Raw genomic sequence first — 15405 nt, forward strand, 5'->3', positions numbered from 1 at the left:
ATGTCGAGTTCAGGGTCGGGTCATCTGATCGTGCTCCGTGCGAGTCTTTGCTCGAGAGCATGACTGAATGCCGTCAGCAATGTCGTCAGTGTCAGATAGATGCCGGCCACCGCGATGAAGACCGGCACCGGCCGGAAGCTTTCTGCCTGGACGCGGTTGCCGATCAGTGAAAGCTCGACCACACCGATCACATAGGCCAGGCTCGAATCCTTGAGCAGCGACACCATGTTATTGACGAGCGGGGGCAGGCAGAGCCGGATCGCCTGCGGCAGGATCACCAGCGCCAGTGCATAGATGGGCGACAAGCCGAGCGCCTGCGCCGCCTCGCGCTGGCCCTTCGGCACGCCGAGCAGCCCGGCGCGAATGACCTCGGAATTGTAAGCGCCGACATTGAGCGAAAGCGCCAGCACGGCCGACCAGAAATCGGACAGCTCGAGCCCCGGCAGGAGCGCCGGCAAGGCGAAATAGACGAAGAGGATCTGGACCAGGAGCGGTGTCCCGCGAATGATCCAGAGATAGAAGCCGGCAATATGCTGGAGCCCGCGGTTGCGCGAGAGCCGCATGAGGGCGACGACGACGCCCGCGAGAAGGCCGAGGCTGCCCGAGGTGACGGTGAGCAGGATCGTCATGCGCGCGCCATTGCCGAATTGCGCCGCCGCCGGCCCGATGGGCTCGGGCATCGCCGCCAGCGGCACCGGCAGGATCCACAGCACGAGGAACATGGCGGCGGCCGCGCCGATCATGACGCGGCCTTCAGGATCAGGGAGCCAATCGAGGAGCGTGCTTCGGCGCGGCGCGGATATCATCAGCTCTGGCGGCATGGGCGCCTCCTCCCTCGATGCCGTCACGGGCATCGGATGTCCTGCTTGAAATAATGCTCGGATATCCGCTTGTAGCCGCCATCGGCCAGCATGTCGCGCACGGCCGCATCGACCGCATCGCGCAGCGTGTCATTGCCCTTCTTAAAAGCCATGCCGTAACGTTCCTCATAGAGAAGATCGCCGATCTGCAGTTTGGCGTCCGGCGCCTTCTCGGCGGCGGTGAGCGCGGTCAGCTTGTCGGAGATCCACACATCGGTGCGGCCGGAGACCAGGTTCTGCAGCGCATCCGTGTCCTTCGGAAAGGTCTTGACCTCCTTCACACCCGGCACGTCGCGCACCGCGGTCAGATAGGTTGTGCCCACCTGCACGCCGACCATCTTGCCGGCGAGATCGGCGACGGTCCGCGCCCCACCCTCCTTGGCGACGATGGCGGCGCCGCTGCACACATAGGGCGTGCTGAAATCGACCGCCTTCTGGCGCTCGGGCGTGATGCCGTGGCCGGCGACGACGATATCGTAGCGATCATGATCGAGCCCGACGAGCAAACCGTCGAAAGCGAGCGTCACCCATTCCACCTTGAGGCCGAGCTTTTCAGCGACGGCACTGCCGAGATCGACATCGAAGCCGGTGAGCTTCTCGCCTTCGAAATAGTTGAAGGGCGGTGTGGCGCCTTCGGTGGCGATCCTGATCGTTCCCGTGGCCTTGATCTCCGCCAGGTCGCGCGCTCCCGCCGGCGCGATGGCCGTCAGGACCAGCGCAAGCGCCATCCATAGTGCAGACTTCATGACGATCTCCTCCTGTTGCCGACATCCTCACTTGCCGTGAGGTTTTGCTTGAGCGCCGGACGATCGATCCGGAACGGACCGAGGTCGATCGACGGCGTCCTGTGCGTGCTGAGATCGGCGACCGCTTCGCCGAACAGCGGCGCGAATTTGAAGCCATGGCCGGAGCAGGCCGAAATGACGGTGATCCGCGGATCGCGCGGATGCCGGTCGATGATGAAATCCTCATCCGGGGTGAGCGTGTAGCGGCAGGTCTCCACCCGCGCCGCTTCCGGGTAAAGGCCCGGCAATATGCGCCGGACCTGTCTTTCGAGATCGACGAGAAGCCGGAGATCCGGCGCGTCGTCATCATCCGCCGCCGCGCGTTTATTCTCGATCATGAGCTTCATGCCGTCCTCGCGGATGAGCGGGAAGCCGGAGCTCAGCAATTTGCCGCCGAGATGAAGGATGAAGACGGGAAATGTTCCGGCGACGAAGTGAGCACGCTCGCGCGGCTGGAAATAAGCGACCTGCTCCTTCGAGACGGTGAGCGGCAGATCGAGTGCCAATCCACAGAGCATTTCATTCGTACGGACGCCCGCGGCGACCACCAGGCGATCGGCGCGATAGCTGCCTTTCCTCGTCTTGATCTCGAAGCCCGCCGCGACCGGCCGCACCGAAAGAACCGCTTCATATTCCTTGAAGGTCGCACCTGATTGCCGGGCATTGTCTGCCAGGGCGGCAAGGCAGCGATCGGCATGCAGGACAGCCGCATCGGGCTGGAACAGACCCACCGCGTCATCCGGAAGCCGGAACTGCGGAAAGCGGCGGGCGAGGCCAGCGCGGTCGAGCACTTCATGCGGCACCTCTGCCACCTTCATCGCGGCGGCTGTCGCCTGCCAGGACGGCACATCCCCCATCGCGATATCGAGGCCACCGGAAACATGGAGAAGCGGTTCGCCCGCTTCCGCTTCGAGCCGCCGCCATGCCGGATAGGCGGCGCGGCACAACGGGATATAGAAGGGATCGCTATAGGCGAGGCGAATGATGCGGGTCTGGCCCTGGGAGCTGCCCTTCTTATGTCCGACCTCCGCCGCTTCGAAGAGGACGACACGTTCGTTTCGGGCCGCCATCGCGCGGGCGGCGGCACAGCCCATAACGCCGCCGCCGATCACCGCCACATGGAAATTCATTGCATCGTTCATGCGCTATAGGCACGCGATCCGGCCCGGCTTGACAAACGGCGATTCCTGATCACCATGCATAAGCAATGCTTATGGATGAGATTTCCTGATATGCGCCGGCTGCCGCCTTTGCAGACCCTGCGGGCTTTCGAGGCCGCCGCCCGGCTGCGCAGCTTCACGGCTGCCGCCCGTGAGCTGAACATCACCCAATCCGCGGTGAGCCAGCAGGTGCAGCTCCTCGAGGAATCACTCGGCAAGACGCTGTTCGACCGGCTGACCCGCCGCCTCGCTCTGACCCGCGCCGGCGAGCTTTTTGCCCCCACTGTCCGGCAAGCGCTCGAGATGATCGCGGAAGTGACCGGCCATGTCTGCGCCGACGCGCCGGCGAGCGACCTGTCGCTGGCGGTCATTCCCTCACTGTCGACCCGCTGGCTGGTCGCGAGGCTGCCACGCTTTCGCGGACGTCATCCCGATATCGATCTCGCCCTCTTCCCGGCCATCGAGGCGAGCGAGATCCAGGAATGCGGCGCCGATCTCGGCATACTCTACGGCACCGGCCGCTGGCGCGGCTTCCGCTCGGAAGAACTGTTGCGCGAGACGATCTTTCCGGTCTGCAGCCCCGATCTGCTCGCCGCGAGCTTCCATGACGTCGATGATATCTTCGGCTGCACCTTGCTGCGCGATGCGGATGTGAAACACGAATATTGGCCGGCCTGGCTCGCCGCGGCCGGCACCCGCAAGCGCGTGGTGACACAAGGACCTCGCTTTGATAGCCTGAGCGACATGATCGCGGCGGCCATCGACGGGCAAGGCATAGCGCTCGTGCGCGGCCTCCTCGTTGCCGACGATCTCAAGGTCGGCCGACTGGTGAAGCCTTTCAAGACCGAGATCCCATCGCGCTACGCCTATCATCTCGTCTGGTCCAAGACGCCCCGGAACCGGATCGCCGCCCTCGCCTTCCGCGAATGGATCACCGAGGAAATGACGGCCCATACCGCCTGACATCCCCAGAACAGAAGCAATGACTGAAGACATCACACTCTATCGCGACGCCGTCCTTCGTGCCTTTCCCGAACTCGCGGGAGCGAGCTTCCGCCCGCTGACCATGGGCTTTCATTCGCTGGCGCTCGACGTCGACGACCGCCTGATCTTCAAATTTCCGAAGGGGCCCGAGGCCGAGCGCGCCTTGCGCCGCGAGGCGCGGATCCTCGCGGCGGTGCGCCCGCATCTGTCGATGCCGGTACCGGATCTCGCGCTCATCGAGGACCCGATGCTGTTCTCGCGCCACACGAAGATCAAAGGCGAGCACCTGCTGAGAGAGCATTATGAAAAGCTCAGGCCTGCGGCGCGCGAAAAGCTCGCCGAGGAGCTGGCGCGCTTCTATGCCGAGATCCACGCGCTCGATCCGCTATCGATGCGCCAGGCCGGCGCAACAGAGATACTCCCCTGGCGCCCGGTATCGGAGATTCGCGCCAAGGCGCTGCCGCTGATGCCCGATGAGCTTCGCCTTTTGTGCGAGAGAACGATCACCGCTTATGAGGAACTGCCGGCCGATCCCTTGGGCATGACTTACGGCTTCTTCGACGGCCATGGCTGGAACATGGCGTTCGACCACGGGACGCAGCGCCTCAACGGCGTCTACGACTTCGCCGATTCAGGTTTTGGCCCCCTGCATCAGGATTTCGTCTATTCGTCTCTCATCGCGCCCGAGCTGACGTGGAAAATCGTCGATCGCTACGGGCGCATGACCGGCAGGCCGATCAATTCAGAACGGATCAGCCTGCTGATCGGCATGCACCGGCTGTCGGACCTGGCCGAGCTCGCCGATGATCCGCATTATGTGGAAATGCTCCACGATCAACTGGCTGCCTGGGCAAAGGACCGTCACCCCTTGGGCTAGCCTTGCTTCACCAAGCTGAGGAAACGATCGACATCCGCTTCGGGCGTCGCGAAGGACAGCACGAAGCGGCAGAAGACTTCGTCTTCCGCGATGCCATCCCGCCCCAGAATGTCGAGACCCCATTGATGGAAATGCGCACCCGCAGCGAGGAGCTTGTCGTGCAGCGCCAGCGGCATCACCGCGAAGATCTCATTGGCTTCAACGGGGAGCGGGATGCGGATGCGGTTCGATTGCAGCAGGCCCTTCGCCAGGCGCTGGGCCAGGCCATTGGCGATGCGCGCATTGTCGAGCCACAGGCCGCCTTCGAGATAGGCCAGCATCTGGGTGCCGAGGAAGCGGCTCTTGGAGATGAGCTGGCCGCCGCGCATGCGCCGGTAGAGGAAATCTTCCGCCAGCGCCGTGTCGAAGAAGACGACCGCCTCGAGCAGCATGCCGCCATTCTTGGTGCCGCCGAAGGACATGACATCGATGCCGGCTTTCCAGGTGATGTCGGCGGGTTTCACGCCGAGCGCGGCCACCGCATTGGCGAAGCGCGCGCCGTCGGTGTGGAACTTCATCTTACGTGACTTGGCGACGGTTGAAAGCGCTTTGATCTCATCCGGCTTGTAGACACGGCCGAGCTCCGTCGAGTTGGTGATCGACAGCGCCGCCGGCTTCGGATCATGCTCGCCGCGCAGGAAGCCTTTCAGCACCTTCTCGATGATCGGCGGCGTGAGCTTGCCTTCGACACCTTCGAGCCCGATGATCTTGGCGCCGCCGGTGAACATCTCCGGGCTGTTGCATTCATCGATCGCGCTATGCGCCTCATTATGGGTGAACACGGCGCCATAGGACGGCGTCAGCGCCGAGAGCGCCAGCCCGTTCGCCGCCGTGCCGGTTGTCACCAGAAAGGCGCGCACCTCTTTCTCGAAGACCTCCGAGAGCTTATCTTCCGCGCGCTTCGAATAGTCGTCATAGCCATAGGAGGGGGTTGTCCCCTGATTGGCCGCTTCGATGGCGGCAAGGATCTTGGGGTGGATGCCGTAGACATTGTCGGACGCGAAATTCATGGGCTGGGCCTTTCGGTGAGGACGAGATGCCTACTCAAGCCGCGCGAAACTGCCAACCCCCAACCGCAATCTGACTTCACGCAATTTTGTTTCGATCTGCATCTGAACGCCATTCTTTACTTGCGCCCCAGGGTTTCATCTGACATATAGAAAAAGGACAGCATGACTGTCCTTTTGCAGCGCAACAAGTTCAGGAACAGCCCGGATGATCCGGACCGCCGCCAATATGGCTCTGAACACGACGACCAATAAACCGGTCGATCGCCTGCGCACGCCCCGAGCTAAGACGACGAAAACGAAAAAGGATTGAAGCTCCGGGACGACCCTCAAGAGGGTGCCGGAGGTTCGATCCAGGTCAGGCTGCGCGGGGAACGCCTGCGAAGGCCCCCACAGCTCGAAACCTCCAGCACCAGACGACCAGCATACTCTTGAGGTGGGTTCACGGCCCGGCTCAGAGGTTTATAAAAGTGTTCAGGAAACGTGAAAGGCTCGAGGCCATGAAGCACGCGACCCATCTCCTTCCCGAAGGCCTGCCGGAAGCGCATGGCCTTTACGATCCGCGTCACGAGCATGATGCCTGCGGCATCGGCCTCATCGCCAATATCCATAATATCAAGAGCCACAAGATCATCGCCGATGGTCTGAGCATCCTGCGCAATCTCGAGCACAGGGGCGCGGTCGGCGCCGACCCCAAGGCCGGCGACGGCGCCGGCATCCTGCTCCAGATTCCGCATGATTTCTTCCTGGCCGAGGCCAAGCGCCTGGGCTTCCTGCTGCCCGAGCCGCAGCATTATGCGGTGGCGCAGCTCTTCATGCCGCGCGAGCCCGTCTACCGCCAGGACATCGAACGCATCTGGTGGGAAACCGCGCGCGAGGAAGGCCTCAAGGTTCTGGGCTGGCGCGACGTGCCGGTCGATGAAACAGTTCTGGGTCACAGCGTCAAGCCGACCGAGCCCTTCCACCGTCAGCTCTTCATCAGCCGCGGTCCCACCATTCGCGATGAGGCGCATTTCGAGCGCAAGCTTTTCGTCTGCCGCAAGGTGGTGTCGAACCGCGTCCTCGAAGTGCTGGGCACCAAGGGCCGCGCTTATTATCCGGTCTCGGTGTCGAGCCGCACCGTCGTCTATAAGGGCCTCGTCCTCGGCAAGGATCTCGGCCTCTATTACAAGGATCTCACCGATGAGCGCGTCACCTCGTCGCTCGCGATGGTGCATCAGCGCTTCTCGACCAACACCTTCCCGTCCTGGCCGTTGGCGCATCCCTATCGCTTCATCTGCCACAATGGCGAGATCAACACGCTCAGAGGCAACTACAATTGGATGGCCGCCCGCCAGGCCAATATGAAGTCGGACATGCTCGGCCGCGATCTCGAGAAGCTCTGGCCGATCTCCTATGAGGGTCAGTCCGACTCGGCCTGCTTCGACAATGCGCTCGAGCTGCTCTTCATGGGCGGCTATTCGCTGCCGCATGCGATGATGATGCTCATTCCGGAAGCCTGGGCCGGCAATCCGCTGATGGATGAGGACCGCCGCGCTTTCTATGAATATCATGCCGCCTTGATGGAGCCGTGGGACGGCCCCGCCGCCATGGTCTTCACCGACGGCCGCCTCATTGGCGCCACCCTCGACCGCAACGGCCTGAGGCCCTCGCGCTACATGGTGTCGGATGACGGCTTCGTGCTGCTCGCCTCCGAAATGGGCTGTCTCCAGTTTGCCGAAGAGAAGATCGTCCAGAAGTGGCGGCTGCAGCCCGGCAAGATGCTGCTCATCGACCTCGAGCAGAAGCGCATCATTTCCGACGACGAGCTGAAGAAGACGCTCTCGACCCAGCATCCCTACAAGGACTGGCTGAAGCGCACCCAGGTTGTTCTGCGCGAAATGCCGGCCGCCAAGACCAAGCGGCCGAAGATCGCGGTTCCCCTGCTCGATCGCCAGCAGGCCTTCGGTTATAGCCAGGAGGATCTGAAGCTCCTGATGGCGCCGATGGCACAGACCGGCCAGGAAGCCGTGGGCTCGATGGGCAACGACACGCCGATCTCGGCGCTGTCCGACAAGCCCAAGCTGCTCGACACCTATTTCAAGCAGAACTTCGCGCAGGTCACCAACCCGCCGATCGACCCGATCCGCGAAGAGCTGGTCATGTCGCTGGTGTCGTTCATCGGACCCCGGCCCAATCTGCTCGATCTCAAGGGCACCTCGACCCATATGCGTCTGGAAGTGCCGCAGCCCATCCTCACCAATGAGGAGCTCGAGCGCATCCGCACCATCGGCGTGGTCAAGGACAATCCCTTCCGCACCGTGACCATCGACGTCACCTACGATGTCGCGAACGGCCCCGAATATATGGAAGCGGCGCTCGAGGCGATCTGCGCCGGCGCCGAACGCGCGGTGCGCGACGGCTACAATATCATCATCCTGTCGGACCGCGCGGTCTCGGCCGAGCGCGTGCCGATCCCGGCGCTGCTCGCCACTTCCGCCACGCACCATCACCTGATCCGCCGGGGCCTGCGCACCTCGGTCGGTCTCGTGGTCGAATCGGGCGAGCCCCGCGAAGTGCATCAATATTGCACTCTCGCCGGTTATGGCGCCGAAGCGATCAACCCCTATCTCGCTTTCGAGACGCTGGAAGACATGATCGCCTCGCTCGACGAGAAGATCACGCGCGAGGAAGCCGCCAAGCGTTACATCAAGGCGGTCGACAAGGGCATCCTGAAGGTCATGTCCAAGATGGGCATCTCGACCTACCAGTCCTATTGCGGCGCCCAGATCTTCGACGCCATCGGTCTGTCGAGCGAATTCATCCGGCATTACTTCACCGGTACCGCGAGCCAGATCGAAGGTGTCGGTCTCGACGAAATCGCGGCCGAAGCCTTCGCCCGCCATGCCGCGGCCTTCGGCGAAAGCCCGGTCCTCACCTCGTCGCTCGAAGTGGGCGGCGAATATCTCTACCGCATCCGCGGCGAGCAGCATGTGTGGACGCCGGAATCGGTCGCCAAGCTGCAGCATGCGGTGCGCGGCGAGTCAGACGAGACCTATCGCGACTTCGCCAAGATGGTGAACAACCAGAACGAACATTTCATGACGCCGCGGGGCCTCTTCCGCATCAGATCGGCGGAAGAGATCGGCCGGAAGCCAATTTCCATCGATGATGTCGAGCCGGCCAAGGACATCGTCAAGCGATTCGCGACCGGCGCCATGTCCTATGGCTCGTTGAGCCGCGAGGCGCATACGACGCTCGCCATTGCGATGAACCGCATCGGTGGACGCTCCAATACGGGCGAAGGCGGCGAGGAGCCGGATCGCTTCAAGCCGCTGCCCAATGGCGACTCGATGCGCTCGGCGATCAAGCAGGTCGCCTCCGGCCGCTTCGGCGTCACCACCGAATATCTGGTCAATGCCGATCAGATCCAGATCAAGATGGCGCAGGGTGCGAAGCCCGGCGAAGGCGGTCAGTTGCCCGGCCACAAGGTCGATGCGACCATTGCGCGGGTGCGTTATTCGACGCCGGGCGTCGGCCTGATCTCGCCGCCGCCGCATCACGACATCTATTCGATCGAGGACCTGGCCCAGCTCATCTTTGACCTGCGCAACACCAATCCTTCCGCCTCGATCTCGGTCAAGCTCGTCTCCGAAGTGGGCGTGGGCACGGTGGCCGCCGGCGTCGCCAAGGCGCGCGCCGATCACGTCACCATCTCGGGCTTCGAAGGCGGCACCGGCGCTTCGCCGCTCACCTCGATCAAACATGCCGGCAGCCCCTGGGAGATCGGCCTCGCCGAGACCCAGCAGACGCTGGTCACCAACCGCCTGCGCGGCCGCATCATCGTCCAGGCCGATGGCGGCATCCGCACCGGCCGCGACGTGATCGTCGCTGCTCTGCTCGGCGCCGATGAAATGGGCTTCTCGACGGCGCCGCTCATCGCCGCCGGCTGCATCATGATGCGCAAGTGCCATCTCAACACCTGTCCGGTCGGCGTCGCCACCCAGGATCCGGTGCTGCGCAAGCGCTTCAAGGGCGAGCCTGAGCATGTCATCAACTATTTCTTCTTCGTCGCCGAGGAAGTGCGCGAGTTGATGGCGCAAATGGGTATCCGCCGCTTCGACGATCTCGTCGGCATGAGCGAATATCTCGACAAGCTCGCGGCGATCGACCACTGGAAGGCGAAGGGTCTCGACTTCAGCCGCATCTTCGAGAAGCCGCAGACGATCGGCAAGGTTTCGATCCGCCGCGACGAGCCGCCCAAGCACGATCTCTCCGACGCGCTCGACACCTATCTGATCGAGCAGGCGCAAGCAGCCCTCACCACCGGCACGCCGGTCGAGATCGCAGCCAAGGTCACCAATGTCCATCGCACCATTGGCGCCATGCTGTCGGGTGAAGTGGCCAAGCGCTATGGTCATCAGGGCCTGCCCGAGGATACGATCCGTGTCGGCCTCACCGGCATTGCCGGCCAGAGCTTCGGCGCCTTCCTCGCCCATGGCGTGACGCTGGAGCTCACCGGTGAAGCGAACGACTATGTCGGCAAGGGCATTTCCGGCGGCAAGCTCATCGTCAAGCCGCATGACAAGATCGGTTTCGCGCCGGAGAAGTCGATCATCGCCGGCAACACCGTGCTCTACGGCGCCATCGGCGGCGAATGCTACTTCCGGGGTGTCGCCGGCGAGCGCTTCGCGGTGAGGAATTCCGGCGCCATCGCCGTTGTCGAAGGCGTCGGCGACCATGGCTGTGAATATATGACCGGCGGCGTCGTGCTGGTCATCGGCGAGACCGGCCGCAACTTCGCCGCCGGCATGTCGGGTGGTGTCGCCTATGTGCTCGATGAAAAGGGCGACTTCGCCCAGCGCTGCAACCTGGCCATGGTCGATCTGGCACCAGTGCCGGCTGAAGAGGAATCGATCGAGCGCCTCCATCATCATGGCGGCGACCTCGAGCATCACGGTCTCGTCGATGTGACGGCACATATGGACCGCCATGACGCCGAGCGCATCTGGCATCTCTTGGGCCGTCATCTGAAATATACGAACTCGAACCGGGCGCGTGAGATCATCGACCATTGGGGCGACTACCTGCCGAAATTCGTGAAGGTGATGCCCGTCGAATATGCCCGGGCTCTGCGTGAGCTCGAAAAGGCGCAGGAGACCAGCGACGGCATGACCATCGGCATGCAGCGGAGAGCGTGATGAAGGTCTATGGCGACAGAAATTCCGGCAACTGCCAGAAGATCAGCTTCACGGCCGACTTCCTGCAGATCCCTTATCAATGGATCGATATCGACATCACCAAGGGGGAGAGCCGCACCGACGCCTATCTGCGCAAAAGCCCGATGGGCCAGGTGCCGATGATCGAGCTCGATGACGGTCGCTGCCTGGCGCAGTCGAACGCCATCATCCGCTATCTGGCGCAGGGGACGAGCCTGCTCCCGGACGACACTTTCACCCAGGCGAAGATCGACGAATTGTTGTTCTGGGAGCAATACAGCCACGAGCCCTATGTGGCGACGAGCCGCTATCACATGGTCTATCTCGGCCGCAGCAAGGACGAGCGCGAGGCCTGGCGCGTCGAGCGTGGCGAGAAGGCGCTCGATTTGATGCAGCGGCTGATCAAGGGCCGGATGTGGTTCGTGGGCGACAGCCTGTCGGTCGCCGACATCGCCCTCCTTGCTTATACGCGGCTCGCCCATGAGGGCGGCTTCGATCTCAACGCACGGCCCGATGTGAAGGCCTGGATCATGCGCGCCGAAATGGCGCTCGGACTCCCGCCGGCAGGAAACTAGGAGAAGACGATGGGGAAGATCACCGGCTTTCTGGAAATCGACCGGCAGGAGCAGAAATACGCACCGGCCTCCGACCGGGTGCGCCATTTCCGCGAATTCACCATTCCGCTCGATGACCGCGACACGCAGAAGCAGGCGGCGCGCTGCATGGATTGCGGCATCCCCTATTGTCACACCGGCTGCCCGGTGAACAACCAGATCCCCGACTGGAACGATCTCGTCTATCAGGGCAGCTGGCGCGAGGCGCTGGTCAATCTCCATTCGACCAACAACTTCCCGGAATTCACCGGCCGCATCTGCCCGGCGCCGTGCGAGGAAGCCTGCACGCTCAATCTCGAAAACGTCCCGGTGACGATCAAGACGATCGAGCAGGCGATCGCCGACAAGGCGTGGTCGGAAGGCTGGATCAAGCCTGAGCCCGCCGAAGAGAAGACCGGCAAGCGTGTGGCCATCGTGGGATCGGGCTCGGCCGGCCTCGCCGCCGCCCAGCAGCTCGCCCGCGCCGGCCATGAGGTGCATGTCTTCGAACGTTATGCCAAGGCCGGCGGCCTGCTGCGCTACGGCATTCCCGACTTCAAGATGGAGAAGCATCCGATCGACCGCCGCGTCGAGCAGATGGAAGCCGAAGGCGTCACCTTCCATTACAATGTCGATATCGGTGTCACGCGTCCGTTCCGCTCGCTCACCGATGCCTATGACGCCGTGCTCCTGGCCGGCGGCGCCGAGAAGCCGCGCGATCCGGGCCTGCCCGGCCTGGAGATGGCGGGCGCCCATTACGCCATGCCTTTCCTCATCCAGAGCAACCGGCGCGTCGGCGGCGAGGATGTTTCGAGTGAGGCGCCACTCGTCGCCACCGGCAAGCACGTCGTCGTCATCGGCGGCGGCGACACGGCGTCGGACTGCGTCGGCACCTCCTTCCGGCAAGGCGCGCTCTCGGTGACGCAGCTCGATATCCGCCCGGTCCCGCCCGAGCAGGAAGACAAGATGCTGGTATGGCCCTATTGGCCGACCAAGTTCCGCACCTCCTCCTCGCAGGCCGAGGGCGCGGCGCGTGAATTCTCCTGCGCCACGCTCGCCATCGTCGGCGAAAAGGGCAAGGTGACCGGCGTGAAGTGCGCCCGCGTGAATCAAAAGCGCGAGCCGCTGCCCGGCACCGAATTCATCATCAAGGCCGATCTCGTGCTGATCGCCATCGGTTTCTCGGGGCCGGAAGAGGAAGGCCTCCTGAAGGAGACATCCTTCGAACGCGACAAGCGCGGCAATGTCAAAGCCAATACCGACGACTATCGCACCTCGGTTGCCAAGGTCTTCGCCGCCGGCGACATCCGCAAGGGCCAGTCCCTGGTGGTCTGGGCGATCCGCGAAGGCCGCCAGGCGGCGCGCGCCATCGACGAATTCCTGATGGGCGAGTCGGAACTGCCGCGATAGACCAACCGACGCCACAACCAGAGCGGGACAAGCCCCGGCTTGACAGCCCACTCTGGCTCCGCCTAATTAGTTCGTCACCAGAGTGAACTAATTAGTGATACGCTGCAGATCATGGACGCCGTGCCGTCGACCGCCTCCGCCACCGGACTGCCCAGGCTGTTCAGCCTGCGCACCGTCGTCGAAATGATCGTCACCGCGGGTCCGATTACTAGGGCCGAGATTTCCCGGCGGACCGGGTTGTCCAAGCAGGCCGTATCGGAAGTCGCCCGCCAGCTCGAGGATGCCGGCTGGATCGGCCAGGTCGGCCGCACCCAGGGCAATATCGGCCGCACCGGCGTCACCTATCAGATCGTGCCCTCGGCCGCCTATGTCATCGGCATCGATCTGGGCGGCAAAAAATGCCGGATCGCCCTTGCCGATCTGAGCTCCCATGTCGTCGCCGAGACGACCGCCGCCACCGATCCGGCGGGCGGCATTACCGCATTGCGGCAGATCGCCGGCGAGGTCGACCGCCTCATCGCCGAGACCGGCATCGATCGCTCGAAGATCCAGCGCGCCGTCATCGGCTGCCCCGGCATCATCGATCCGCGCAGCGGCCGGCTCAATCACTCGCCCTCAATTCCCGATCTGACCGGAACCGACATAGCGGGCTCGCTCAGGACGCTGCTCGGCGCGCCGACGACGGCGGAGAACGACGTCAATCTCGCGGTCCTGGGCGAGCACTGGCAGGGGCGTGGGCGCGGCGCCGACAGTCTCGCTTTCGCCGCCCTCGGCACCGGCATCGGCCTCGGCCTGATGATCAATGGCAAGCTCATCCGCGGCCGCCGCGGCGCTGCCGGCGAAATCTGCTTCCTGCCCATCGAGAATGATCCTTTCGACGAAAACATCCTTGGCGAGGGCGCCTTCGAGCGCGCCATCGGCAGCCGGGGCATCATGGCGCGTTACCGCCGCCTGGGCGGCGACCAGCTCGGCGATCGGGCCGCCCGCTCCGTCGATGAAATCTTCGCCGCCCTGCGCAAAGGCGATGCGGTCGCCGAACGCACCATCGACGAAACCGCCAGGCTCTTCGCCTTCGGCCTCCTGTCGCTCACCGCGATCATCGATCCCGACATGATCGTGCTCGGCGGCAGCATCGGCATCCAGCCCGAGCTGGTCGAGCGCGCCACCGCTTACGTGAAGGCGGGCTCCGAGCAGCCGCCACACATCGCCGCCAGCGCGCTCGGCAATCGCGCCACATTGATCGGCGCTTTGGCGACCGGCCTGGCGCAGCTGCAGGAGTCGGTCTTCGCGATACCGACGAGCGGTCCCTTCCCGCTGCCGGACCCCGGTCCTCACCCGGCGCGTGCCGGCAAACCTGCATTGGAGTTGTGAAGATCGTGAGTGAGAACGGGCTTGTCCGCCTGGAAGGCGTTTCTGTTTCCTACGGCACGTTTCATGCGTTGCGTCCTTTGGATCTGACCATCGGACATGGCGATTTCCTGGCGATCCTCGGTCCCTCGGGCTGCGGCAAGACGACCTTGCTGCGCGCCATCGGTGGCTTCCAGCGGCCGACGTCGGGCCGTATCCTCATCGACGGCCAGGATGTGACGGCGCTCGGACCGGAGAAACGGCCGAGCAATACAGTCTTCCAGGGCTATGGCCTTTTTCCGCATCTGAATGTCCGGCAGAATATCGGCTATGGCCTGCGCATCGCCGGCCGCGGCCGTCCCGATATCGCGCGCGAGGTCGAGCATATCGCCGCGCTGGTCAGATTGCAGGAATATCTCGATCGCCCGATCGACAAGCTTTCGGGCGGCCAGCGCCAGCGCGTCGCTCTGGCCCGCGCGCTCGTCATGCGGCCGAAAGTGCTGCTGCTCGATGAGCCCCTGGCGGCGCTCGATCTGAAACTGCGCCAGACCATGCAGGAAGAATTGCGCCGCATCCATCGCGAGATCGGCGGCACCTTCGTCTTCGTCACCCACGACCAGAGCGAGGCCTTGAGCCTCGCGACGCGGATCGCCGTGATGAATGAGGGCCATCTCGTCCAGATCGGTTCGCCCGAAGAAATCTATCAGCGACCGAAGAGCCGTTTCGTCGCGACATTTCTCGGCGAGGCCAATGTGCTTGCGGCCACACGGCGCGCCGGCCATGTGACGCTGGCGGCGGGCGGAAGCTTTACCAGCAGAGGCGCGGACGGCGATATCGCGATCGCGGTCCGGCCCGAAGTGATCAAGATCGCGCCCTCTCCCGGCGCGGCTGGCCTCACGCTGCGCGGACGGGTGCGCGACCGGGTCTATCTGGGCTCGCATCTGCGCTACGAGATCGGCCTTGCCGATGGCGGCCGGCTGGTGGCTGCCGCCGACACCGCCGATCGCCGCAACCTTCCCGCTCCCGGCGAGGAAATCACCGTCGGCTGGGCGCATGACGCGCAAGTGCTGCTCGACACGTAGCCCGCGGCATCAATCAACCATCGAGACAACTGGAGGAATTCACAGTGAGCAATGAAGGAATAA

The 15405-nt window shown here is 63.7% G+C and carries 11 protein-coding genes; 7 read left to right on the forward strand and 4 right to left on the reverse strand.

Annotated features, from left to right (window positions below; translation table 11 throughout):
* Window positions 1-20: 20 nt before the first annotated feature.
* The 3 genes from JHL16_RS16490 to solA are packed head-to-tail and all read right to left on the reverse strand — an operon-like array spanning window position 21 to window position 2775.
* The gene (locus tag JHL16_RS16490) at window positions 21-821 is read right to left on the reverse strand and encodes an amino acid ABC transporter permease (RefSeq protein WP_200185971.1); all 801 of its coding nucleotides are present in this window, start codon (window positions 819-821) and stop codon (window positions 21-23) included.
* A gap of 23 nt (window positions 822-844) precedes the next feature.
* The gene (locus JHL16_RS16495; RefSeq protein ID WP_200185972.1) at window positions 845-1606 is read right to left on the reverse strand and encodes an ABC transporter substrate-binding protein; all 762 of its coding nucleotides are present in this window, start codon (window positions 1604-1606) and stop codon (window positions 845-847) included.
* Entirely contained in the window at window positions 1603-2775 is a 1173-nt protein-coding gene (gene solA, locus JHL16_RS16500; RefSeq protein ID WP_200185973.1) for an N-methyl-L-tryptophan oxidase, read from the reverse strand. The genes JHL16_RS16495 and solA overlap by 4 nt, the downstream gene beginning before the upstream one ends.
* A gap of 87 nt (window positions 2776-2862) precedes the next feature.
* Between solA and gcvA the strand changes: the two genes are divergently transcribed.
* Together gcvA and JHL16_RS16510 are read left to right on the forward strand one after the other, a co-directional pair.
* Window positions 2863-3768 carry a transcriptional regulator GcvA gene (gene gcvA, locus JHL16_RS16505; protein ID WP_200185974.1) on the forward strand — a complete coding sequence of 302 codons (906 nt, stop codon included), beginning with the start codon at window positions 2863-2865 and terminating at the stop codon, window positions 3766-3768.
* Between the two features lie 19 nt (window positions 3769-3787).
* Window positions 3788-4666 carry a phosphotransferase family protein gene (locus tag JHL16_RS16510; RefSeq protein ID WP_200185975.1) on the forward strand — a complete coding sequence of 293 codons (879 nt, stop codon included), beginning with the start codon at window positions 3788-3790 and terminating at the stop codon, window positions 4664-4666.
* On the opposite strand, the gene JHL16_RS16515 is transcribed toward JHL16_RS16510, so the two are convergent.
* Window positions 4663-5715, reverse strand: coding sequence for a threonine aldolase family protein (locus JHL16_RS16515; RefSeq protein WP_200185976.1), 1053 nt, complete (start codon window positions 5713-5715; stop codon window positions 4663-4665). The genes JHL16_RS16510 and JHL16_RS16515 overlap by 4 nt on opposite strands.
* 497 nt (window positions 5716-6212) lie before the next feature.
* Here JHL16_RS16515 and gltB point away from each other — a divergent pair, with 497 nt between their 5' ends.
* The 5 genes from gltB to JHL16_RS16540 all read left to right on the forward strand — a co-directional run bounded on the left by gltB (window position 6213) and on the right by JHL16_RS16540 (window position 15342).
* On the forward strand, window positions 6213-10892 hold the full coding sequence (gene gltB, locus JHL16_RS16520; RefSeq protein WP_200185977.1) for a glutamate synthase large subunit: 4680 nt from the start codon (window positions 6213-6215) through the stop codon (window positions 10890-10892).
* On the forward strand, window positions 10892-11485 hold the full coding sequence (locus JHL16_RS16525; protein WP_200185978.1) for a glutathione S-transferase family protein: 594 nt from the start codon (window positions 10892-10894) through the stop codon (window positions 11483-11485). Before gltB ends, JHL16_RS16525 begins: the two co-directional genes overlap by 1 nt.
* A 9-nt stretch (window positions 11486-11494) precedes the next feature.
* The gene (locus JHL16_RS16530; protein WP_200185979.1) at window positions 11495-12913 is read left to right on the forward strand and encodes a glutamate synthase subunit beta; all 1419 of its coding nucleotides are present in this window, start codon (window positions 11495-11497) and stop codon (window positions 12911-12913) included.
* A 111-nt stretch (window positions 12914-13024) separates the two neighbouring features.
* The gene (locus JHL16_RS16535) at window positions 13025-14284 is read left to right on the forward strand and encodes an ROK family transcriptional regulator (protein WP_200185980.1); all 1260 of its coding nucleotides are present in this window, start codon (window positions 13025-13027) and stop codon (window positions 14282-14284) included.
* Window positions 14285-14289: 5 nt separating this feature from the next.
* The gene (locus tag JHL16_RS16540) at window positions 14290-15342 is read left to right on the forward strand and encodes an ABC transporter ATP-binding protein (RefSeq protein ID WP_348647222.1); all 1053 of its coding nucleotides are present in this window, start codon (window positions 14290-14292) and stop codon (window positions 15340-15342) included.
* The last annotated feature ends 63 nt before the right edge of the window (window positions 15343-15405 follow it).

Origin of the sequence: Taklimakanibacter albus, from assembly GCF_016595235.1 — a bacterium.
Taxonomy (GTDB): Bacteria; Pseudomonadota; Alphaproteobacteria; order Rhizobiales; family Aestuariivirgaceae; genus Taklimakanibacter; species Taklimakanibacter albus.

What these genes read in the sequence shown, in the direction of transcription:
- JHL16_RS16525 (WP_200185978.1), top strand. Translation starts at nt 10,892, where the DNA reads ATGAAGGTCTATGGCGACAGAAATTCCGGCAACTGCCAGAAGATCAGC.
- JHL16_RS16490 (WP_200185971.1), bottom strand. Translation starts at nt 821, where the DNA reads ATGCCGCCAGAGCTGATGATATCCGCGCCGCGCCGAAGCACGCTCCTC.
- solA (WP_200185973.1), bottom strand. Translation starts at nt 2,775, where the DNA reads ATGAATTTCCATGTGGCGGTGATCGGCGGCGGCGTTATGGGCTGTGCC.
- gcvA (WP_200185974.1), top strand. Translation starts at nt 2,863, where the DNA reads ATGAGATTTCCTGATATGCGCCGGCTGCCGCCTTTGCAGACCCTGCGG.
- JHL16_RS16495 (WP_200185972.1), bottom strand. Translation starts at nt 1,606, where the DNA reads ATGAAGTCTGCACTATGGATGGCGCTTGCGCTGGTCCTGACGGCCATC.
- gltB (WP_200185977.1), top strand. Translation starts at nt 6,213, where the DNA reads ATGAAGCACGCGACCCATCTCCTTCCCGAAGGCCTGCCGGAAGCGCAT.
- JHL16_RS16535 (WP_200185980.1), top strand. Translation starts at nt 13,025, where the DNA reads ATGGACGCCGTGCCGTCGACCGCCTCCGCCACCGGACTGCCCAGGCTG.
- JHL16_RS16515 (WP_200185976.1), bottom strand. Translation starts at nt 5,715, where the DNA reads ATGAATTTCGCGTCCGACAATGTCTACGGCATCCACCCCAAGATCCTT.
- JHL16_RS16510 (WP_200185975.1), top strand. Translation starts at nt 3,788, where the DNA reads ATGACTGAAGACATCACACTCTATCGCGACGCCGTCCTTCGTGCCTTT.
- JHL16_RS16530 (WP_200185979.1), top strand. Translation starts at nt 11,495, where the DNA reads ATGGGGAAGATCACCGGCTTTCTGGAAATCGACCGGCAGGAGCAGAAA.